11 protein-coding genes are annotated in these 17,524 nt (G+C 72.2%); 6 read left to right on the top strand and 5 right to left on the bottom strand.

The features are described 5' to 3' along the window. Positions 1–169 precede the first annotated feature (169 nt). The gene (locus POL25_RS01720) at positions 170–1,537 is read left to right on the top strand and encodes an STAS domain-containing protein (protein ID WP_272084013.1); all 1,368 of its coding nucleotides are present in this window, start codon (positions 170–172) and stop codon (positions 1,535–1,537) included. Positions 1,538–1,768: 231 nt separating this feature from the next. Here the strand turns inward: POL25_RS01720 and POL25_RS01725 are convergent, their stop codons facing one another. Next, a complete protein-coding gene (locus tag POL25_RS01725; protein ID WP_272084014.1) occupies positions 1,769–2,497 on the bottom strand; it encodes a hypothetical protein in 729 nt (242 codons plus the stop codon). Positions 2,498–2,846: 349 nt separating this feature from the next. On the opposite strand from POL25_RS01725, the gene POL25_RS01730 reads away from it, so the two are divergent. The 4 genes from POL25_RS01730 to POL25_RS01745 all read left to right on the top strand — a co-directional run bounded on the left by POL25_RS01730 (position 2,847) and on the right by POL25_RS01745 (position 7,127). Continuing rightward, entirely contained in the window at positions 2,847–3,464 is a 618-nt protein-coding gene (locus POL25_RS01730) for a hypothetical protein (protein ID WP_272084015.1), read from the top strand. A gap of 118 nt (positions 3,465–3,582) precedes the next feature. Continuing rightward, entirely contained in the window at positions 3,583–4,353 is a 771-nt protein-coding gene (locus POL25_RS01735) for a dienelactone hydrolase family protein (RefSeq protein WP_272084016.1), read from the top strand. Positions 4,354–4,643: 290 nt separating this feature from the next. Then, positions 4,644–6,251 carry a glycoside hydrolase 5 family protein gene (locus POL25_RS01740; protein ID WP_272084017.1) on the top strand — a complete coding sequence of 536 codons (1,608 nt, stop codon included), beginning with the start codon at positions 4,644–4,646 and terminating at the stop codon, positions 6,249–6,251. Positions 6,252–6,467: 216 nt separating this feature from the next. Next, positions 6,468–7,127: a glutathione S-transferase family protein gene (locus POL25_RS01745; protein ID WP_272084018.1), complete on the top strand. Its 660-nt coding sequence runs from the start codon at positions 6,468–6,470 to the stop codon at positions 7,125–7,127. A gap of 162 nt (positions 7,128–7,289) precedes the next feature. Here the strand turns inward: POL25_RS01745 and POL25_RS01750 are convergent, their stop codons facing one another. From POL25_RS01750 to POL25_RS01760, 3 genes are all read right to left on the bottom strand, one after another. Further along, positions 7,290–8,933 (bottom strand): NAD(P)/FAD-dependent oxidoreductase, encoded by a 1,644-nt coding sequence (locus tag POL25_RS01750; RefSeq protein ID WP_272084019.1) that lies wholly within the window; start codon positions 8,931–8,933, stop codon positions 7,290–7,292. Positions 8,934–9,228: 295 nt separating this feature from the next. Further along, positions 9,229–11,133, bottom strand: a complete 1,905-nt coding sequence (locus tag POL25_RS01755) for a TIGR02996 domain-containing protein (RefSeq protein ID WP_272084020.1) — start codon at positions 11,131–11,133, stop codon at positions 9,229–9,231. A 110-nt stretch (positions 11,134–11,243) separates the two neighbouring features. Continuing rightward, the gene (locus tag POL25_RS01760) at positions 11,244–11,747 is read right to left on the bottom strand and encodes a VOC family protein (RefSeq protein WP_272084021.1); all 504 of its coding nucleotides are present in this window, start codon (positions 11,745–11,747) and stop codon (positions 11,244–11,246) included. Positions 11,748–12,082: 335 nt separating this feature from the next. Between POL25_RS01760 and POL25_RS01765 the strand changes: the two genes are divergently transcribed. Continuing rightward, positions 12,083–14,017, top strand: a complete 1,935-nt coding sequence (locus POL25_RS01765; RefSeq protein WP_272084022.1) for an acetyl-CoA hydrolase/transferase C-terminal domain-containing protein — start codon at positions 12,083–12,085, stop codon at positions 14,015–14,017. Positions 14,018–14,067: 50 nt separating this feature from the next. On the opposite strand, the gene POL25_RS01770 is transcribed toward POL25_RS01765, so the two are convergent. Further along, positions 14,068–17,499 (bottom strand): WD40 repeat domain-containing serine/threonine protein kinase, encoded by a 3,432-nt coding sequence (locus POL25_RS01770; RefSeq protein ID WP_272084023.1) that lies wholly within the window; start codon positions 17,497–17,499, stop codon positions 14,068–14,070. Positions 17,500–17,524: the final 25 nt, after the last annotated feature.

A 17,524-nucleotide genomic window follows, 5' to 3' on the forward strand; every position in this document is an offset into this window, starting at 1 on the left:
GATCATGACACTCCAGGATCGCATCCAGGAGCCGCTGGTGCCGCTGCGGCGACCCCCGCGCGCGGGCGCACTGGCGACGCGGGCGCGGACCTGTGAACGGCGTTGCGTCCCGAGCTACCTTGAGCCCCCGCGTATGCCCCACACCGTCGCTCCCCCGGTCGAGCTCTCCATGTCGACCGCGAACATCCTGGCCACGGTCTTCACCGGGCTCGCCGAGGCCCGCAACGAGGTCGAGATGCTCGGGGCTGCGCTCGTCTACCTGCGCCCGCTCGGCCCGTTCGCCGTCAACCTCCACCTCACCACCGTGTTCGAGGACGGCGTCCCGGTCCTGGCTCGCCACGTCGCCCAGTGGTTCGAGGCCGCCGGCCTCGCGGCCACCGACGGCGAGATCGACCTCCGCTCGCACCTCTCGATCTCGCAGCTCTGGTACGACCAGGCCGCGCCGGTGTTCCTCGAGGACATCGCCGCCGACCCGCGCTGCGACGCCGTCTACCGCGAGTTCATCATCAGCCACGGCATCCGCGCCCAGGTGTTCTTGCCGCTGCACAGCGAGGCCGCCGGCCGGGTCATCGGCGTCGTCGTGGCCCACTTCGGCGCGCCGCGGACGTTCACCAGCGAGGAGCGATATGTCCTCAAGACCCTGTCCTTCGGGCTAGCCTCGTTCCTCGCCGGCCGCCGCCTGCTGGCCGAGCGCGAGGAGTCGCTGCGCCAGGTCGAGCGCCAGCGGCGGATGTTGACCGCCGTGCTCGAGAACCTGCCGGTCGGCGTCTACCTGGCCGAGGCCGGCACCCACAAGCCGCTGCTCGCCAACCAGATCGGCGTCGAGACCATGGGCAAGCAGCGCGTCGAGGCCGACGGCCGCGTCTACTACGAGGCCTACACGATGTATCAGACCGGCACGCTCGACCCGGTCCCCTTCTCGGAGCTGCCGCTCTACCGCACCCTCGCCACCGGTGACCCGCACAGCGGCGTGATCGACGTGCGCAGCCTCGACGAGAGCGTCGGCATCGTCACCCTCGAGCTCTCGGCCGCCCCCGTGCGCGACGAGAGCGGCGAGATGTTCGCCGCCGTGGTCGTCTACCTCGACGTCACCGGCCGCAACCGCGCCGAGGCCGAGCGCGCCGCGATCCGCGAGGAGCTGATCCGCACCCAGGCCCAGGCGCTGGCCGAGCGCTCGACCCCGCTGATCCCGCTCGGCGACGACGTCGTCGCCATGCCGATCGTCGGCACCCTCGACGGCAGCCGCGCCGACCAGATCATCGAGGTCCTCCTCGAGGGCTGCGCCGCCCGCAAGGCCCGCCACGCGATCCTCGACATCACCGGCGTCCCGCACGCCGACACCGCCGTCGCCGGCGCCCTCCTGCGCGCCGCCGCGGCCGTCCGCCTCCTCGGCGTCGAACCGATCCTCACCGGCATCCGCCCCGACGTCGCCCGCACCCTCGTCGGCCTCGACGTCGACCTGCGCGGCGTCGTCACCCTGCCGACGCTGCAAGAAGGCATCGCCCACGCCGCGCGCAAGGCCCCGCGCCGCCGCTGACCGGGCGCCGCGAGCCGTCGCGCGCGGTCGCCATCCCCTCGCTCAGGGCGTACGCGCGACGGATGTCTCGGAGGACATGTCTTCCAGGACATGCGCGAAGAAACGCCGTGAGGTGGCCTCACAGCCCGTTTCACGTGACTCGATGCGATCCGACGGCCGCCTCATCGGCGAGGCAGGTCGAGGGTGACCTCGAGCTGGCGCGCGGCGGAGCGAGCCGTCGCGCGCTCGCTGTCACTCGCAGGTCGACACCGAGAAGCTGCCCGCGAGGTCGATCCCGGCGGCGGCCAGCTGCGGCGAGTTGACGTGGCACAGGCGGGCCTCGATCCCGCTCGCGTCGATCGACACGATCTCGAGCGTCGCGTCGAGCATCGTCGCGCTCCAGTCGCACACCCCGTCGCCCTGGTCCGCGCCGTACACCGACTCGACCCCGCGCACCTCGGGGCCCGTGAGTTGATGAAGGCCCGGCGACTGGTGGCCCGGCGGGATCCAGATCTTCACCTCCCATTGCCCGCACTCCAGCCCCTGCTCCGTATCGGCGCACGCGTGCGCCTGCCCGGCGAGGTGGACCTCGAGCGTGCCCTCCTCCGGGCCTTCCCAGCAGCTCGTCGTCTGCACCGCGCACTCGGGCTCGTCGGGGATGACCACCCGGGCCAGCTTGGCGACCTCGAGCGGCACCGCCTCGCCCTCGCACGGCGTCGGCTCGAGCGGCGGCGGCTGCTCGGTCTCCTCGCCGGTCTCGGTGACGCTGGCCTCGCTCGGCGAGGACTCGCTCCCGGTGGTCGTGGTCTCCGTGGTGGTCGTCGTCGCCGTCCCGGTCGGCTCCCCGGAGGTCTCGGTCTCGCCCGCCGAAGTCTCGGTCGCATCGCTCGTGGGCGCGGTGGCGGACTCCTCGGGCACGGCCTTGAGCTCGCACGCCAGAGTCGCCGCAAACAGCAAACAGGTCACGGTAATCGAACGCATAGGCGATCGATGTAGCACGGCGATCGCAGCATCACCATGGGACCCGGCTGTCCTGCGAATGCAGCCGCGCACGACATCGGCGTCGCACCCCGTGTCGGAAGAGCGGCCACCCGCGCGCACCGGACCCGGGCCCTACGATCGACGAAAGAAAAAGCATACCGATCGCGCATTGGTGAAACATTCGCCATTCGCATGATCGATGGCGCATGGTTCGTCGACAATCCGGGTGCTGGTGCCCTCACGACGCCAGGCGCGGCAGGAGCCGGAGATTCTGCAGGCATGCGGCAGGCGGGCGGCACGGGGATATGGCGGACCCGAACCGTTCGGCGTGTTACTTTGGCCTCGATCTATGACCCGTTTTTTGCTCTGCCACGCCCTGTTCGTCCTGCCCGTGATCGCAGCCTGTGAGAACCAGGACCCGCTCGATTCCCTGTCGCAGGGCTCGGCCGTCAGCAACGGCCCCGGCGGCGGCCCCAGCGGCGGCCCCAGCGGCGGCCCCGGCAGCGACACGATGCCGGCGACGGACACGGACCCCACTGGCACGAGCACCGACGCGCCCACGACCACCGACGCGACCACGGGCGACCTCCCGACGGGTGGCGAGACCGGGCCGACCGAACCCGGGACCACCGGCGAAGGGCTGAGCCACGCTGCCGACATTCAGCCGATCTGGGACGCCAATTGCGTCACGGACTGTCACACGCCGGGTGGCGCCGCGTCGGGGTGGTTCGTCCTCTCCGGAGATCCCTACGACACGCTCATCAGCCAGGCCTCGTTCGAGATCAACGACATGCAGCTCATCGTCCCCGGCGTCCCGGAGCAGAGCTATCTATGGCACAAGATCAACGGCACCCACCTCGCAATCGGCGGCAACGGCAACATGATGCCGCCGCCGCCCGCGCCCGCGCTGTCGCAGGCGGCGATCGACACCATCGGTCAGTGGATCCTCGAGGGCTGCTCGCTGTGAAGCGACGCCCGACAGCGCGCGCTGTCCTCGAACCATGAGAGCCCGGGCGGTCGGACGCGGCGATCCCGCTGCACGGGCACCTTTACGTGCCCCGGGCGGCGCGCGAAGCTCGGGCCGCATGCGCGTCTCCACCGTCGACCTCGAAACCGCCGCGGGCACTGACCACACCCAACTCGTCACACCCGACGGCGCCGGGCCCTGGCCCGCGATCATCCTCTGCACGGACGCCGGCGGCCAGCGCCCGGCCATGCTCGAGATCGCCGGGCGGCTCGCCGACCTCGGCTACCTGGTCGCCATCCCCGACCTCTATTTCCGCGTGGGCCAGCTTCAGGACCTGCTGCCCGAGGGCGAGAAAGATCGGCCGATCATCACGGCGATCTTCGGCGACGCGGCTGTGCGCCAGCGGTGGTTTCAGCGCTTCTACCTGTCCGCCACCGCCGACGAGACCGTGCGCATCGGCGTCGGCGCGGTGCTCGACCACCTCGCCGCCCGGCCCGACGTGACCGGCAAGGTCGGCACCACCGGCTATTGCATGGGCGGCAACATCTCCCTGCGGATCGCCACGATCTTCGGCGACCGGATCGCCGCGACGGCCTCGTTCCACGGCGGCGGCCTCGCCACCGCGGCGCCCGACAGCCCGCACCTGCGCGCCGCGGCCGTGCGCTCGCGCGTCTACGTCGCGGGCGCGATCGAGGACGCAACCTTCACCGACGAGGCCCGGAGCACCCTCGAGGCCGCCCTCACCGAGGCCGGCGTCGAGCACACGATCGAGGTCTACCCGGGCCGGCACGGCTTCGCCGTGACCGACAACCCGACGTACGACGCGGCCTGCGAGGCGCGGCATTTCGCCGCCCTCGAGGCCCTCTTCGCCGCGACCCTGCGCGCGTAGACAGCGGTGCAGCGACCCGCGTCTCGCAGCATTGCGAGGCGCGGCGCCGTTCGATGCACCGCGATGCACTCCACCGATTCTCGGCTCGCGCGAAAATCGACTGCGGCTTCACGACCTCGGCGTCCGCACACGCGCTGAGGGATTCGCCGACACACGCTCTCCGGCCCACCGACGCGCGCGGAGCGACGAATGGCGCCGCCGGACGTCCACGGGCGACAGCGCCGGCGTTTTGTGGTCCATTCATGTCCATGCGACGTACAGCATGGCTTTGGGGCGCACCGGTATTCTGCATGCTCGCCTGCACCGGCGGCGGCGGCGACACCGACACCACCGGTGGCACTGGTTCCCCCGGGACGATGCCCGGCGCGACCGAGGGCGGCACCCCGGGCACCACCACCGACGACCCGCCGACCACGGGCGGCCCGACCGCGCCGACCGGCACCGACGGCACCACCGCCGCGAGCGACACCACGCCCCCGGCCACCACCACCGACGGCACCACCGGCGATCCGCCCGACCCGAACGAGCTCGGCGGCTTCTTCCGCCGCGGCATCAACATCGGCGTGCGCAACCCCAACTTCCCCGATCCGGACGGCGCCTGGCTCGCGGGACAGGTCGGCTGCAACAGCATCCGCGTCTCGCTGCCCGAGCGGCACCTCGTCACCTGGGGTTACGACATCGAGGTCTCCGACGTCGACGCCTACGCCGGCATGGGCCTCGATCGTCACATCGCCTTCTTGACCTCGCCGATCGCCGAGCACTCCTCGGCGCCGGACGGCACCCCGGAGTGGGAGCTCGCGCATTACATCCCGGCCAACCTCTACGAGCCGGCGATCGTCGATGGCGCCATCAACCCGGACAACTACTGGGCCGAATACGTGTACAAGACCGTCAGCACGTACAAGGACCACGTCGATATGTGGGAGATCTGGAACGAGCCCGACTGGGTCGCCGACTGGAATTATACCGAGACGTGGGACACCGATCCGCCGACCAAGGAGCAATTGGTGCGCTTCGGCGGCTCGATCTTCGACTACGTGCGCATGCTACGGGTCAGCAAAGAGGCCGCCCTGCTCGCCGATCCCGACGCCAAGATCGCCCTCGGCGGCATCGGCTACCCCAACTTCCTCGACGCCCTGCTGCGCTACACCGACAACCCCGACGGCGGCGCCGTCACGGGCGAGTTCCCCGAGACCGGCGCGGCCTACTTCGACGTCCTCAACTACCATTATTACCCGCTGTGGACCCCCGGCAATTCCGACGCCGGCGCCGACGGTTTCTTCGCCACGCGCGACGCCTTCGCCGCCAAGATGGCGGCCGCCGGCGTGCCCGAGCGGCCCTACAACGTCACCGAGGTCGGCGCGCCCAAGACCGCCCTGAACGGCCAGCCCGGCGGCCTCGAGTACGCGCGCAACTTCTACGTCAAGGTGTTCGCGCGCGCCCAGGCCGAGAAGTTCGTCGGCGCCGACTGGTTCATCCTCAGCGACGGCGACCCGGGCGAGTCGTTCGGCGAGATGGGCCTCTATCAGGACATCAAGGATCTCGGCAAAAAGGAAGACGCGACGCCCTCGGTCACCGGCGTCGCCGCGAAGACGCTCAACACCCTGCTCGCCGACTCGCGCGCCGACCCGGTCGCCGCCGCCGCCCTGGCCGCGCCCGCCGACGTGCGCGCCTACGCGTTCCGCCTGCCCGACGACCGCCAGGCGATCGTCGCCTGGGCCTACGCGCCCGGCACCGACGAATCGGCGCAGGCCCAATTCGACCTGCCGACCGACAAGAGCTTCGACGTGCACGCCTGGGACTTCAGCCAGACCGGCACCGCCACCCCGGTGAGCCCGGAAGGCGGCCTCCTCGGCCTCGACCTCACCGCCTCGCCGATCATCCTCGTCGAGCAGTGAGCCTCGGCCGCGCGGCATGGCCTTCAAGACATGTACTTTTGTACATTTTCTGAAGGACATGCCTCGACGGCCATGTCGTCGCTGAAGCTCACCGGCCTCGCCCACCTCTCACAGCCCATCCCCCGCGGTTCCGATATCCTTGCGCGAGCGGGCTCGGCCGCGCGGCTTTGCCTCGTTTGATAATCGTGGTAGTGGGCCGATGAAGCCCCCTTCCCCATGCCCGACCTGACGCTGCACGCCCATCCTTTGTCTTCCTATTGCTGGAAGGTCCTGATCGCCCTCTACGAGGCCGGGACCGCGTTCACCTTCCAGCACCTCGATCTCGCCGACCCGTCCGCGCGGGCCGAGTTTTACGCCCTGTGGCCGATCGGCAAGATGCCTGTGCTCGTCGACGCCACGGCGGGGCGGACCGTCGCCGAGACCAGCGTCATCATCGAGTACCTCGAGCGCTACGCCCCGGCCGCGCGCCGCATGCTGCCCACCGAGCCCGAGGAGGCGCTCACGGCTCGCTTCTGGGACCGCTTCTGCGACCTCTACCTCTCGACGCCGATGCAGAAGGTCGTCGGCGACCGCATCCGCCCGGAGGGCAGCCGCGATCCGTTCGGCGTCGACGAGGCGCGGCGCACTCTGGACGCCGCGTTCGGCGTGCTCGAGGCCCACATGCAGGGGCGCGAGTGGGCGGCCGGTTCGTCGTTCGGCCTGGCCGACTGCGCCGCCTCGCCGGCCCTCTTCTACGCCGACCAGATCGCATCGCTGCGCGAGCGCCCGGTCCTCGCCGCCTACCTCGCGCGGCTCGCAGCGCGCCCGTCGTTCGCGCGCGTGCTCGACGAGGCCGGGCCGTGGATGCACAACTTCCCGCGCGAGAACCGGCCCTGAGCCTCGGGCCGGCCGCGACGCGAGGCCGACGCGGATGGCGCCGGAAGTGAAGCCGCGCCAATCCATGGGCGCGCCGGCTCGAGGCGTGCGCGCGGAATGTCCGAAGGGACATGTCCGAAAGTTTCGGACATGTCCCCTCGGACACACGCCGGCGCGGCCCGGTCAGGCCGCCGGGTCGGGGCGCAGCCGCTCGAGGTACTTCAGGTCGAAGTCGAACCAGCGGTTCATCGGCCACTTCGCCTCGGTCTTGCCCCACTCGATCATCTGCCTCAGCTTCTCGGGCAGCACGTCGGCGTGGTGGGCGGCAGGGTCGCCCCACGGGTGGATCGGCGGCAGGGGGGCGCGCCCGAGCACCTCGAACACCAGGGTGGCGGCCTGGTCCGCGTCGATCTCGCCGGCCTCCCAGCGGTCGAACGTCGCGTCGGTGAAGCGGCGCATGTCCTCCAGCGGATCCTCGCCGGGCGCGGGCTCCAGCGGCAGCGGGTCGGCGTCGAGCTTGGCGAACTCGGCCTTGTCGCCGGTCTCGAGGTACTTGAGACAGACCCGGAACATGCGCAGGTCGCCGAACAGGATGTTGACGAGCCACACCCGCAGGAACGCGTTCCAGGTCTCGAAATTGGCGAACGAGCGGAACGAGTTGTGGACCATGCGGTCGTTGTCGAGCAGCATCGCGTCCTGCAGCCGCTTCGGGTACTCGAAGCGCTCCACCGCGAAATCGTCGTCCTTCAGGGCCTGGATCAGCCGCGGCGCGAACGCGTGGATCGTCTCGAACGTGTTGATCATGCCGCGCGAGTACAGGGCGTCGATGAAGCCGTGGGCGTGCGACATCAGGAAGAACCGCTTGCCGACGCTGTCGGTCGCGGTGAACTGCAGGCGGCTGGTGCCGACCCACGGCCGCGTGATCTCGGCGCCCTGCAGGTGGCGGACGATGCTGGGGTAGCGATTGACGACGTCCCAGAACTCCTGCTCCGGCGTGATATCGGTGCGCTGCGGGTATTTGCGCATGTCGAGGGTCAGGCCGACGCTCGTCAGGTCGCTCTCCGAGCCGGGCACGTTGTCGAAGCGGATCACCCAGAACCACCCGCCGTCGATCACGTGGTGCAGCGTGCCCTCGTAGTAGCCGCGCGACAGGCCGGGCCGCTCGTGCGGGGCGATGGTGTCGTCGTAGCGCTGGAAACCGCGCATGTGGGTGAAGATCGTGCGCGACTGGGTGCGCAGCGGCGGCACCTCCGGGCGCAGGCCCAGCTTCTCGGCCACCAGCGACTTGTGGCCGGTGGCGTCGACCAGGTAGCGGGCGTGGAACTCCTCGCCGGAGGCGGCCCGCAGGACCACGCCGTCGTCCTCGAGCGAGAAGTCGACCACGTCGGTGCGGTCGCGGTAGGTCGCGCCGTAGCGAACCGCCGCCTTCACCACGTAGTGATCGATGTCGGCGCGGAACAGGTGGCTCTCGGACGCCAGCGGCGTCGGCGGCGGGACCAACAGGTGCCCCTTGTTCGGGTCCTGCCACTGGCCCTCGTCGTGGTAGAGGAACCCGAAGGTCTTCTTCACGCCGCAGTTGCGGGTCACGTGCCGCAAGATCTTCTGCGTGCAGCTCAGGTTTTGGATCTCCGGCACGTCGAACCGCTCGCCGAGGATCCACAGCAGCATCGAGCTCTGCGGCTGCATCGCCTCGCCGACGGCGAAGCGCGGGTGTGTGCCCTTCTCGAGCAGCAGCACGCGGAACCCCTGGCGGCCGAGGATCGCGGCCAGCACGGCGCCCGCGATCCCCGAGCCGAGAATCGCTACATCGTATTTTTCGTGATTCACGAGATTCTCTCCAAGGTGCGCGAATCAGCGAATCGTGGCATCGGCTCGTCTCCGCGCTCGAATCGCCTCATCGGGTCATGTCGAACGCGAAATCTTCGTGGAGCCGACGCGCCCCGTCAATGCCACGCGGCCTCGGCGCGAGCGGGCGATTCGGCGACATCGCCGAAATCTCGGAGCCGCCCGCCGGGCATCGTCCGATGGCCGTCGCACCCACATCGGAGGCGAAGGGGGCTTCCGCGTTCGTCGCGGGTTTCGACACTCTTCGCATTCGCCGCGCCGGCCCGGCGCCGGTGAATCATTCGACCTGAAGATCTGGAGCTACCGCCCGCAGCTCGCTCAGGGTCGGTTCGAATTGGTCCTCTGCGCAGCGCGACCCGGTGACCAGTCGCTGCAGCGAGTTCAGCCATGGCGCGCCGACCAGGGGGCGCAGCCGCTCGCCGTCGAGCTCCCGGCTGCTCAAATGGAGGCGTGTCAGCCGGCGGAGGTGGGACGCCCCCCCGAGCGCGGCGACCCCCGCGATCCCGATCGCGCTGCCGCTGAACCACAGCTCCGTCAGCGCGGCCAGCGGTCCGCTTACGAGCGCGGCGAATCCGTCGTCGCCGATCTCGCGGTTGCCCGCCAGATCGAGGCCCGCGAGCCCGGCCAGCAGCGGCGCGTCCGCCAGCGTGCGCGCCCCCTCGTCGCCGATCGCCGCGTTGGCGAGCACGAGCAGCCGCAGCCGCGGCCAGGGCGCCGACGCCAGCGCCGCGACGCCCTCGTCGCCGACGTGGTTCCTGTCGAGCAGCAGCTCGCGCACGCTGGCGAGGTGGGCCGCCGACGCCAGCGCACGCGCCCCCTTCGGCCCGAAGCCGGTGTGCCGCAGGCTCAGTCGCCTCAGCCGCGTGATGTGGGGCGCCTCCGCGAGCGCCCGCGCGGCGGTGTTGCCGAGCGGGTTGTCGTCGAGCAGCAGGCACTCGAGGCGCGCGAGCCACGGCTCCTCGATCAGGTCGCGCGCGCCCGCGGGGCCGATGTCGTTGTCGCGCAGGTCGAGCTGCGTCAGCCCGGTCAGTTGATCGGCGATCGCCAGCGTCGCGGCGCCGTCGTCGTCGAGCTTGTTGTAGGCCAGCCGGAGCTCGCGCAGGCCCGCGAGCGAGTCGGCGTAGGCGATGGCCTCCACGCCGGCGATGCCGATGTGGTTGTGGCTCAGGTCGAGCGTCCGCAGCCGCTGCATCCGCCCGACGATCGCCCGCACGCCCGCGGGCCCGAGCTCGTTGTCGTAGAGGTCGAGCAGGGTCAGGTTCGGCAAGCCCTCGGCCAGGGCCCTGGCGCCGGCGGGGCCGAGGTAGCTGGCGCCCAGCCACAGCTCGCGCAGGCCGCTCAGGTTGGGCGTCGCGGCCAGCGCCCGCGCGCCCACGTGGGTGAGGCGGCTCCACTGCAGGTCGAGGGTGACGAGCTGCCGCAGGTGACGCGCCGACGCCAGCGCGAGCGCTCCCTCGTCGCCGCACGGGTCGCCCGCGCCGTCGAAGAACGAGCCGCCGAGCCACAGCTCGCGCAGCTCGGCGAGGTGCGACGCGGCTGCCAGCGCGCGCACGCCCTCGGGACCGATCCGGCAGCTCTGCAGGTCGAGCCGGGTCAGGCCCGCGAGGTGCTTCGCGCCGGCCAGCGCCAGCCCGCCGGCCTCGAAGATCCGGTTGGCGCGCAGTTTCAACGCGCGCAGCTGGGACATGTGGGTCGCCTCCGCCAGCGCCCGCGCCCCGTCCTCGCCGATGTCGTTGCGCTCGGCCGCGAGATCGAGGCTGGTGACGACCGCGAGCAGCGGCGTACACAGCGTCGCCTTCAGCGCCTCGAGATCGTCCTCGATCCCGCGCAGGTGCAGCCCCTGGACCGGCGCATCGCGGACCAGCCGCTCGCCGATCGCCGCGACCCGACCCGGCGTCAGCGACACCGTGTCGACGAAGCCGCGGGTCCAGGTCGCCTCGCCGACGCGCAGCCCGAGCTCGTGGTGCCAGGCCTCGTCGTGAAGGGCGAGCAGCGCCTCGGCGCGGATCACCAGCTCGCCCTGCGCGTCGTCGTCCTCGCTCCGGGCCGCCGCGCACTGCAGCTCGATGAACTCGCCGCGCGGGTCGCCGCGCTGACGCAGCTGCCGGGCCAGCGCCAGCCGCGGCCCGTCGTCGTCGGGGCGGGCGCGGATCGCCGCCAGCGCGTCGTCGGAGGATGACATCGGCCTCGCGCAGTCTAGGCGCCGACGGCCGCGCCGCGTCAAGGCCGAGCGCGGGCCCGTTCCCGCGCGTCGGCGTGGTGGTGCATCGCGGACGCCCCGACGCGCCCGCGTCAGCCGGCCGCGGCCTGGCGCAGCGCGTCGATGTCGAGCTTCTTCATCTGCATCATCGCCGCGGTGGCCCGCTTGGCCCGCGCCGGATCGGGGTCGCCGAGCACCTCGAACAGCGCGTCGGGCACGACCTGCCACGACACGCCGAACTTGTCCTTGAGCCAGCCGCACTGCTGCGCCCGCGGGTCGCCGCCCTCGCTCAGGCGCTCCCAGTAGTGATCGACCTCGGCCTGGGTCTGGCAGTGAACCACCAGCGAGATGGCCTCGGTGAACTTGAACATCGGCCCGCCGTTGATGGCGCCGAACTCGATGCCGTCGAGGATGAAGCCCACGGTCATGACCGAGCCCGGCTTGTGCCCGCCCGGCCCGGCGCTCTCGGCGGAGTAGCGCGTGGTCTTGGTGATCCGCGAGTCGGGGAAGATCGCGGTGTAGAAGTTCGCCGCCTCCTCGGCCTGATCGTCGAACCAGAGGAAGGTGGAGATCCGCTGCTTGATCGTGGCTGCCATGGTGAATCCTTCGTGATGTGCCGTGTTGACGTTGGGGGTGACCCGGCCCTGCCTGGGCGGCTCCGCGGCCGTGCTCACGAGAGATGTCGTTTTCGCGGGGCCGCTTTCGACACGCCCGACCCACCTCGACGAAAAAAATCTCGCGGCGGCCGCCGAGCGGCAGAGCCCGCCGAGCGCATGGCGCGCGAGAACCCATCGTCACGGAGCCGTGCGAGGCACTCGTCGCCGACTCCGACGCGGCGACACGCACGCGACCTCGCGCGTCACCGGCGAGGCCACGCCGGGCGAAACCTCTGCGCGCCGCCCGGGCGTGGCGAAGACGCTAGGCTCTCCGCATGCGACCTGCGCCGACGTTCCTCGCCTCGCTCGACGACGCCGTCGAGGTCTTGCTCGCGCGCGTGCCCGGCCCGCTGCACGTCGGCGCCCCGCTCGGCCTCGGCAAGCCGCATCGCCTGCTCAACGCCCTGTATCACCGCGTGGCCGCCGACCCCACGCGGCCCCTGCACCTCTACACCGCGCTCTCGCTCGATCCGCCCGAGCCCGGCGAGGGCCTGCAGGCCCGCTTCCTCGCCCCGTTCGTGCGCCGCCACTTCGGCGACGAGTTCCCGCGCCTGGCCTACGTCGAAGCGCTGCGTCGCGACGCCCTGCCGGCGCACGTCGAGGTCGAGGAGTTCTATCTGCAGTCCGGCGCGCTGCTCGGCTCCCCGGCGGCGCAGCGGCGCTACACCAGCCTCAACTACACCCACGTGGCCCGCGCGCTGGCCGAGCGCGGGCTCAACGCGATCGTGCAGAAGGTCGCGCGCGAGCCCGGCGACGCGCCGCCGACCCGGCTGTCGCTGTCGTGCAACACCGACGTCACCCTCGACGCGCTCGACGCCGTGGCCGCGCGCGGGCTGCCGCGCCCGCTGCTGATCGCCGAGATCGATCCGTCGCTGCCGTGGCTCGGCGGCAGCGCGGCGGTGCCGACCGAGCTGTTCGACGTCGTCGTCGAGCCTCCGGGCCCGCATCCGCAGCTGTTCGGGCTGCCGCGCCAGCCCGTGGCCGACGCCGACTACGCGATCGGCTTTCACGCCAGCACCCTGGTGCGCGACGGTGGCACGCTGCAGATCGGCATCGGCGCGCTGGCCGACGCGCTGAGCCACGCGCTCGTCCTGCGGCACACCGACAATGCGACCTACCGCGCCGTCCTGCGCGCGCTCGGCTCGCCGCGCGCCGACGACCCCGCGCTCGCGCCGTTCGCCGTCGGCCTCTACGGCTGCAGCGAGATGATCAACGAGGGCTTCCGCCGGCTCGTGCAAGTCGGCGTGGTCGGGCGCAAGGTCGTCGACGACCTCGCGGTGATGCAGCGCGTCGAGGGCGGCTCGGCCGACGCCGACGACCTGGCCCGGCTCGCGCGCGACGGCGAGTACCTGCACGGCGCGTTCTACCTCGGCTCGCCCGAGCTCTACGCCTGGCTGCGCGCCCTGCCGGACGCCGAGCGGCGCGCGATCGGCATGCGCCGCGTCAGCGCCATCAACGACCTCGACGGCCCCGAGGAGCCGCTCAAGCGGCTGCAGCGCCGCGAGGCCCGCTTCTTCAACACCTGCATGATGGCGACCGCGCTCGGGGCCGCGACCTCCGACGCGCTCGACGGCGGCCGCGTCGTCTCCGGCGTCGGCGGGCAGTACAACTTCGTCGCCATGGCCCACGCGATGCCCGACGCGCGCTCGATCCTGCTGCTGCGCGCCATTCGTGACAGCGGCGGCCGCACGTCCTCCAATGTCGTGTGGAGCTATGGTCATACCACCATCCCCCGCCATTTGCGCGACGTCTACGTCAGCGAATACGGGATCGCCGACGTGCGCGGCAAGGCCGACGAGGATTGCGTAATCGCCATGGCGGCGATCGCCGACGCCCGCTTTCAGGCCGGCCTTTTGGCGGCCGCCGAGGCCAACCTCAAGCTGCGGCGCGGCTTCACGGCGCCGGGGCGCTGGGCCGACAACACGCCCGAGGCGCTGCGCGAGCGGCTGGCCCCGCACCGGGCCGCCGGGGCGCTGCCCGACTACCCGCTCGGCAGCGACTTCACCCCGGTCGAGCAGCGGCTGGCCCGCGCGCTCGGCTGGCTCAAGGCCCACGCCGATCACAAGCTCCACATCGCCGTGCGCGCCATGACCGGCGCCGCCACCGACGACTTCGAGGCGCTGCAGCGAATGCAGCTCGATCGCCCGCAGGGCGCCCAGGAGTGGCTGCAGTCGCGGCTCCTCGGCCTGGCGCTGCGCATGACCGCGTGAGCGGGCGCCGGCCGGCGCCTCGCCGGCGCGCGGCGAGGCACCCGCTCGATTCACGGGGTGAGCCGCGCGACCTGGGCGCGTAGCCACGCCTGCAATTCGGCCGGGCTCCGCGGCACCAGGCCGAGGGCGAAGCGATGGACTTCGCCGTCCTCGCGGGCCACCAGCTCGCCGTCCGGGCCGAGCTGCAGCAGCCGCGCGAAGCCCTTGGTGGTCCACATCGGCGTGGCCGTCATGCTCTCGAGCTCCCAGACCTGCATCGTGTCGCCGACGGCGCCGAACAGGAGCTCGCCGCCCGGGTCGAATTGCATCGACCAGATGTTGCCGCCCGCGTCGATCGATCGCACCGCCGCGGTCGCGGCGTCGACGAGGAACAGCCGCTCTCCGTCGCTGACGGCGATCCGCTGGCCGTCGTGGGAGACCCGCAGTCCGAAGTAACCCTCGGCGCGCAGGCCCAGGGCGACGTCGAGGGGGCGGGTGGTGCGAGCCACCAGGTCGTGCACGACCAGCCTCCCGCTGCCGAGCTCGAGCGCCACCAGCCAGCGTCCGTCGCCGGACATGTCCATGTTCAGGTTCACCTTCGGGCTCACGGGCGCCATCACCTGCGTGAGGGCGCCGTCAGCGAAGACTTGCACGCCGCCGGTCGACGACAGCGACGCCAGCCGCGCGCCGCCGGGGTCGTACATGAGGGTCCGCCACCCGCCGTCCCCGCCCTCGAAGCTGCGCGGGCTGGTGTCCGGATCGGACCACGCGTACACCGTGCCGTCGACGGCGATGGCCGCGAAGCCGCGACCGTCGGGGGCGAGGAAGACCCGCAGCACCGGCTCGACCACCCCCGCGATCGCGCGCGGCTGATCGCTGCCGGCGGCGTACAGATCGAGCTTGCCGCCGTGCGACACGAGCGCGCGGCCGGTCTCGTCGACGACGATCGACACCCCGCCCTCGCCCGCCGTCAGGCACGGCGCCAGCGGCTGGCTCGTGCCGGCTCGCGTGTCGATCCGCGTCAGCGCGCCGGTCGGCTTGTGGTGGCGGATCAGGAACTTCGCCGCCGGCGAGTGCAGGGTCGAGGTGTTCGCCAGCCCGCGGCGCAGATCCACGATCGTGTGCGCAGCGTCCCGCGGCTCCCACACGTCGATCGCCGGGCCGCGGCGGGCGAGGTAGCGCCCCGCGTGATCGAGCTGGCCATAATCGTAGTCGGCGGGGGCATGAAAGCGGCGCAGCACGGCGCCGGTCGCCAGCTCGCCGAGATCGAGCGGGCGGCGAACCTGCTGCTGGGCCGCGCTCTCCACCGCGTAGCCCTCGCCGCCGACCAGCACGCGATCGTCGCCCTGGACCAGCGGCCGCCGCCACGCGCACTCCGCCGCGAGCGGCTGCGTGGCGCACAGGACCAGCCCATCGCTGCTGCGCTGGACCAGCCCGACGAGCGACCCGAGGCCGCGGATCATGCCGACGTCGCCGCGCCACTCGTGCGCCGTCGCGCGGGCGAGGTCCCACGCGATCGCCCGCGCCTCGCCGTCGCGCGTGCTGGTCCCGTACAGAAACTGGCCGTCGGACGAGACCCCGAGGAAATGGTCGAGGCCGCCGTGAGCCGTGACCGTGCGGGCCTCACCAGTCGTGCGGTCCCAGATGCTGACGGTGTCGGCCCCGAATTTTCCGCGGGCGAGGAAGCGGGCGTCCGGGGTCACCAGCGCGCGGTTCTGCGGGTCGCTGGCCGGCGCCGGCGGGAACGCGTCGGCGATCTCGCGGCCGGTGCGGAGATCCCAGGCGGTGGCCGGCAAGGGGCGGACCAGCCACGCCTCGTCGGTGGTGATCATCAGGCGATCGATCGCCGACGCCCGGCGGTCGTCGTGCCACGCCGTCCGCCACTGCTGCCATTCGCCCGCGAACGCGTGGGCGCCGATCAGCGCGTCGGCGTGCGCGGCGACCCAGGCCTGCCCGCTCGGCGCGACCACCAGCGGGGCAGCCGGCGCGCCGAGGCGGGCGATCCGCTGGCCCTGGTCGCGCTCGTCGCCCCAGCGCCACATATCGCCGGCGCCGTCCTGGGCGAAGATCCACGGGCTCTGCGCCGCCGGCAGGACCGTGAGCACCTCGGCCTCCGGGCCGCGCAGCACCCGGTCCGGCAGGCCGCGCGACAGCGCCGCGAGGGCCAGCGTGCGCGCCTCGAGGGCCTCGCGTGGGTCGAGCGCTTCGAGCTCGGCGAGGGCCTGCAGCGTCGCCAGGGGCGCCTCGGCCAGCGATCCACGGGCGTGGGCCAGCGCGCTCGCGTGCGCCTGCCGGGTCGCCTCGGCGCGGGCGATCGCCACCTCGCGGTCGAGCTCCGCGCGCTCCTCGGCGTCGGCGCGACGCACCTGCTCGCCGGCCCACCACGCCCCTCCGGTGAGCAGGCCCGCGGCCACCATGCTCACGCTGGTCCAGCGCCGGCGGGTCCGCCACCGGGCCGCCGGGTCGCCGGCGAGCGCGGCCAGCAGCGCGTTCATGGTCGGCCAGCGGCGCTCGGGGTCGGACTGCAGCCCGCGGAGCAGCGCCGCGTGGACCCACGCCGGCACCGCGGCCGACTTCGGCGGCGGCGACACGCGCCCGGAGCTGACCGCGTCGGTGAGCTCCGCGAGGGTCTCGCCCGCGAACGGTCGGTGGCCGTAGAGCGCCTCGTAGAGGGCGATACAGAAGCTGAACTGGTCGGTGCGCGCGTCGCCCCGCTTGGCCGCGAATTGCTCGGGGGCCATGTACGCCGGCGTGCCGAGCACCGCGCCGGTGCTGGTCAGACTGCGCGATGGCTCGCGTCCGCCCGCCGGCTCGGTCGATTCACCGGCCTCCTCGGAGCCCTCGAATTGGGCCAGGCCGAAATCGAGGACGCGGACCCGGCCGTCGGCCCCGAAGATCGCGTTGTGCGGCTTGAAGTCGCGATGGACCACGCCCTGCGCGTGGGCGGCGGCCAGGCCCTCGCCCGCCTGGCGAAACACCGCGAGGACCTGCGGCCACGGGCGCCGCTCGCCGTCCAGCCAGGCCCGCAGCGTCGGCCCGGCCAGGAACTCCATGGCCACGAAGATCCGCTGGTCGGCCAGCTCGCCGACCTCGTACACGTGGACCACGTGGGGGTGAGACAGCCGCGCCAGCGCCCGCGCCTCCCGCAGGATGCGCGAGGCCCCGCTGGCGCTGCCGTGGAGCTTCGGGCGGATCAACTTGAGCGCCAACTTGCGGTCGAGGCGATCGTCGTACGCCGCGTAGACGATGCCCATGCCGCCGGCGCCGACGCGGTTCAGCAGGCGATAGCGCCCGAGCTGCACCGCCTCCGGTTCGGCCCCGAAGATGGCGGCCGCCACGGCCCGCTTGGCGTGCAGGTGCTCCGGCGCGGCCAGCACGTCCGGTCGTATGCCCGGGGACAGCAGGGTCTCGTGCGTCAGCGACGCCGCGGCTGTGGAGCCGCTGGGGTGCGTGGCGTCGACGTCTTCGATCTTGATCACGTGTTCGGCGAGAGAGTGGGTCATGCCCGCGTGGTTCGTCGCGGGTCGA

It is taken from the genome of Nannocystis bainbridge (genome assembly GCF_028368995.1).
Taxonomy (GTDB): domain Bacteria; phylum Myxococcota_A; class Polyangia; order Nannocystales; family Nannocystaceae; genus Nannocystis; species Nannocystis bainbridge.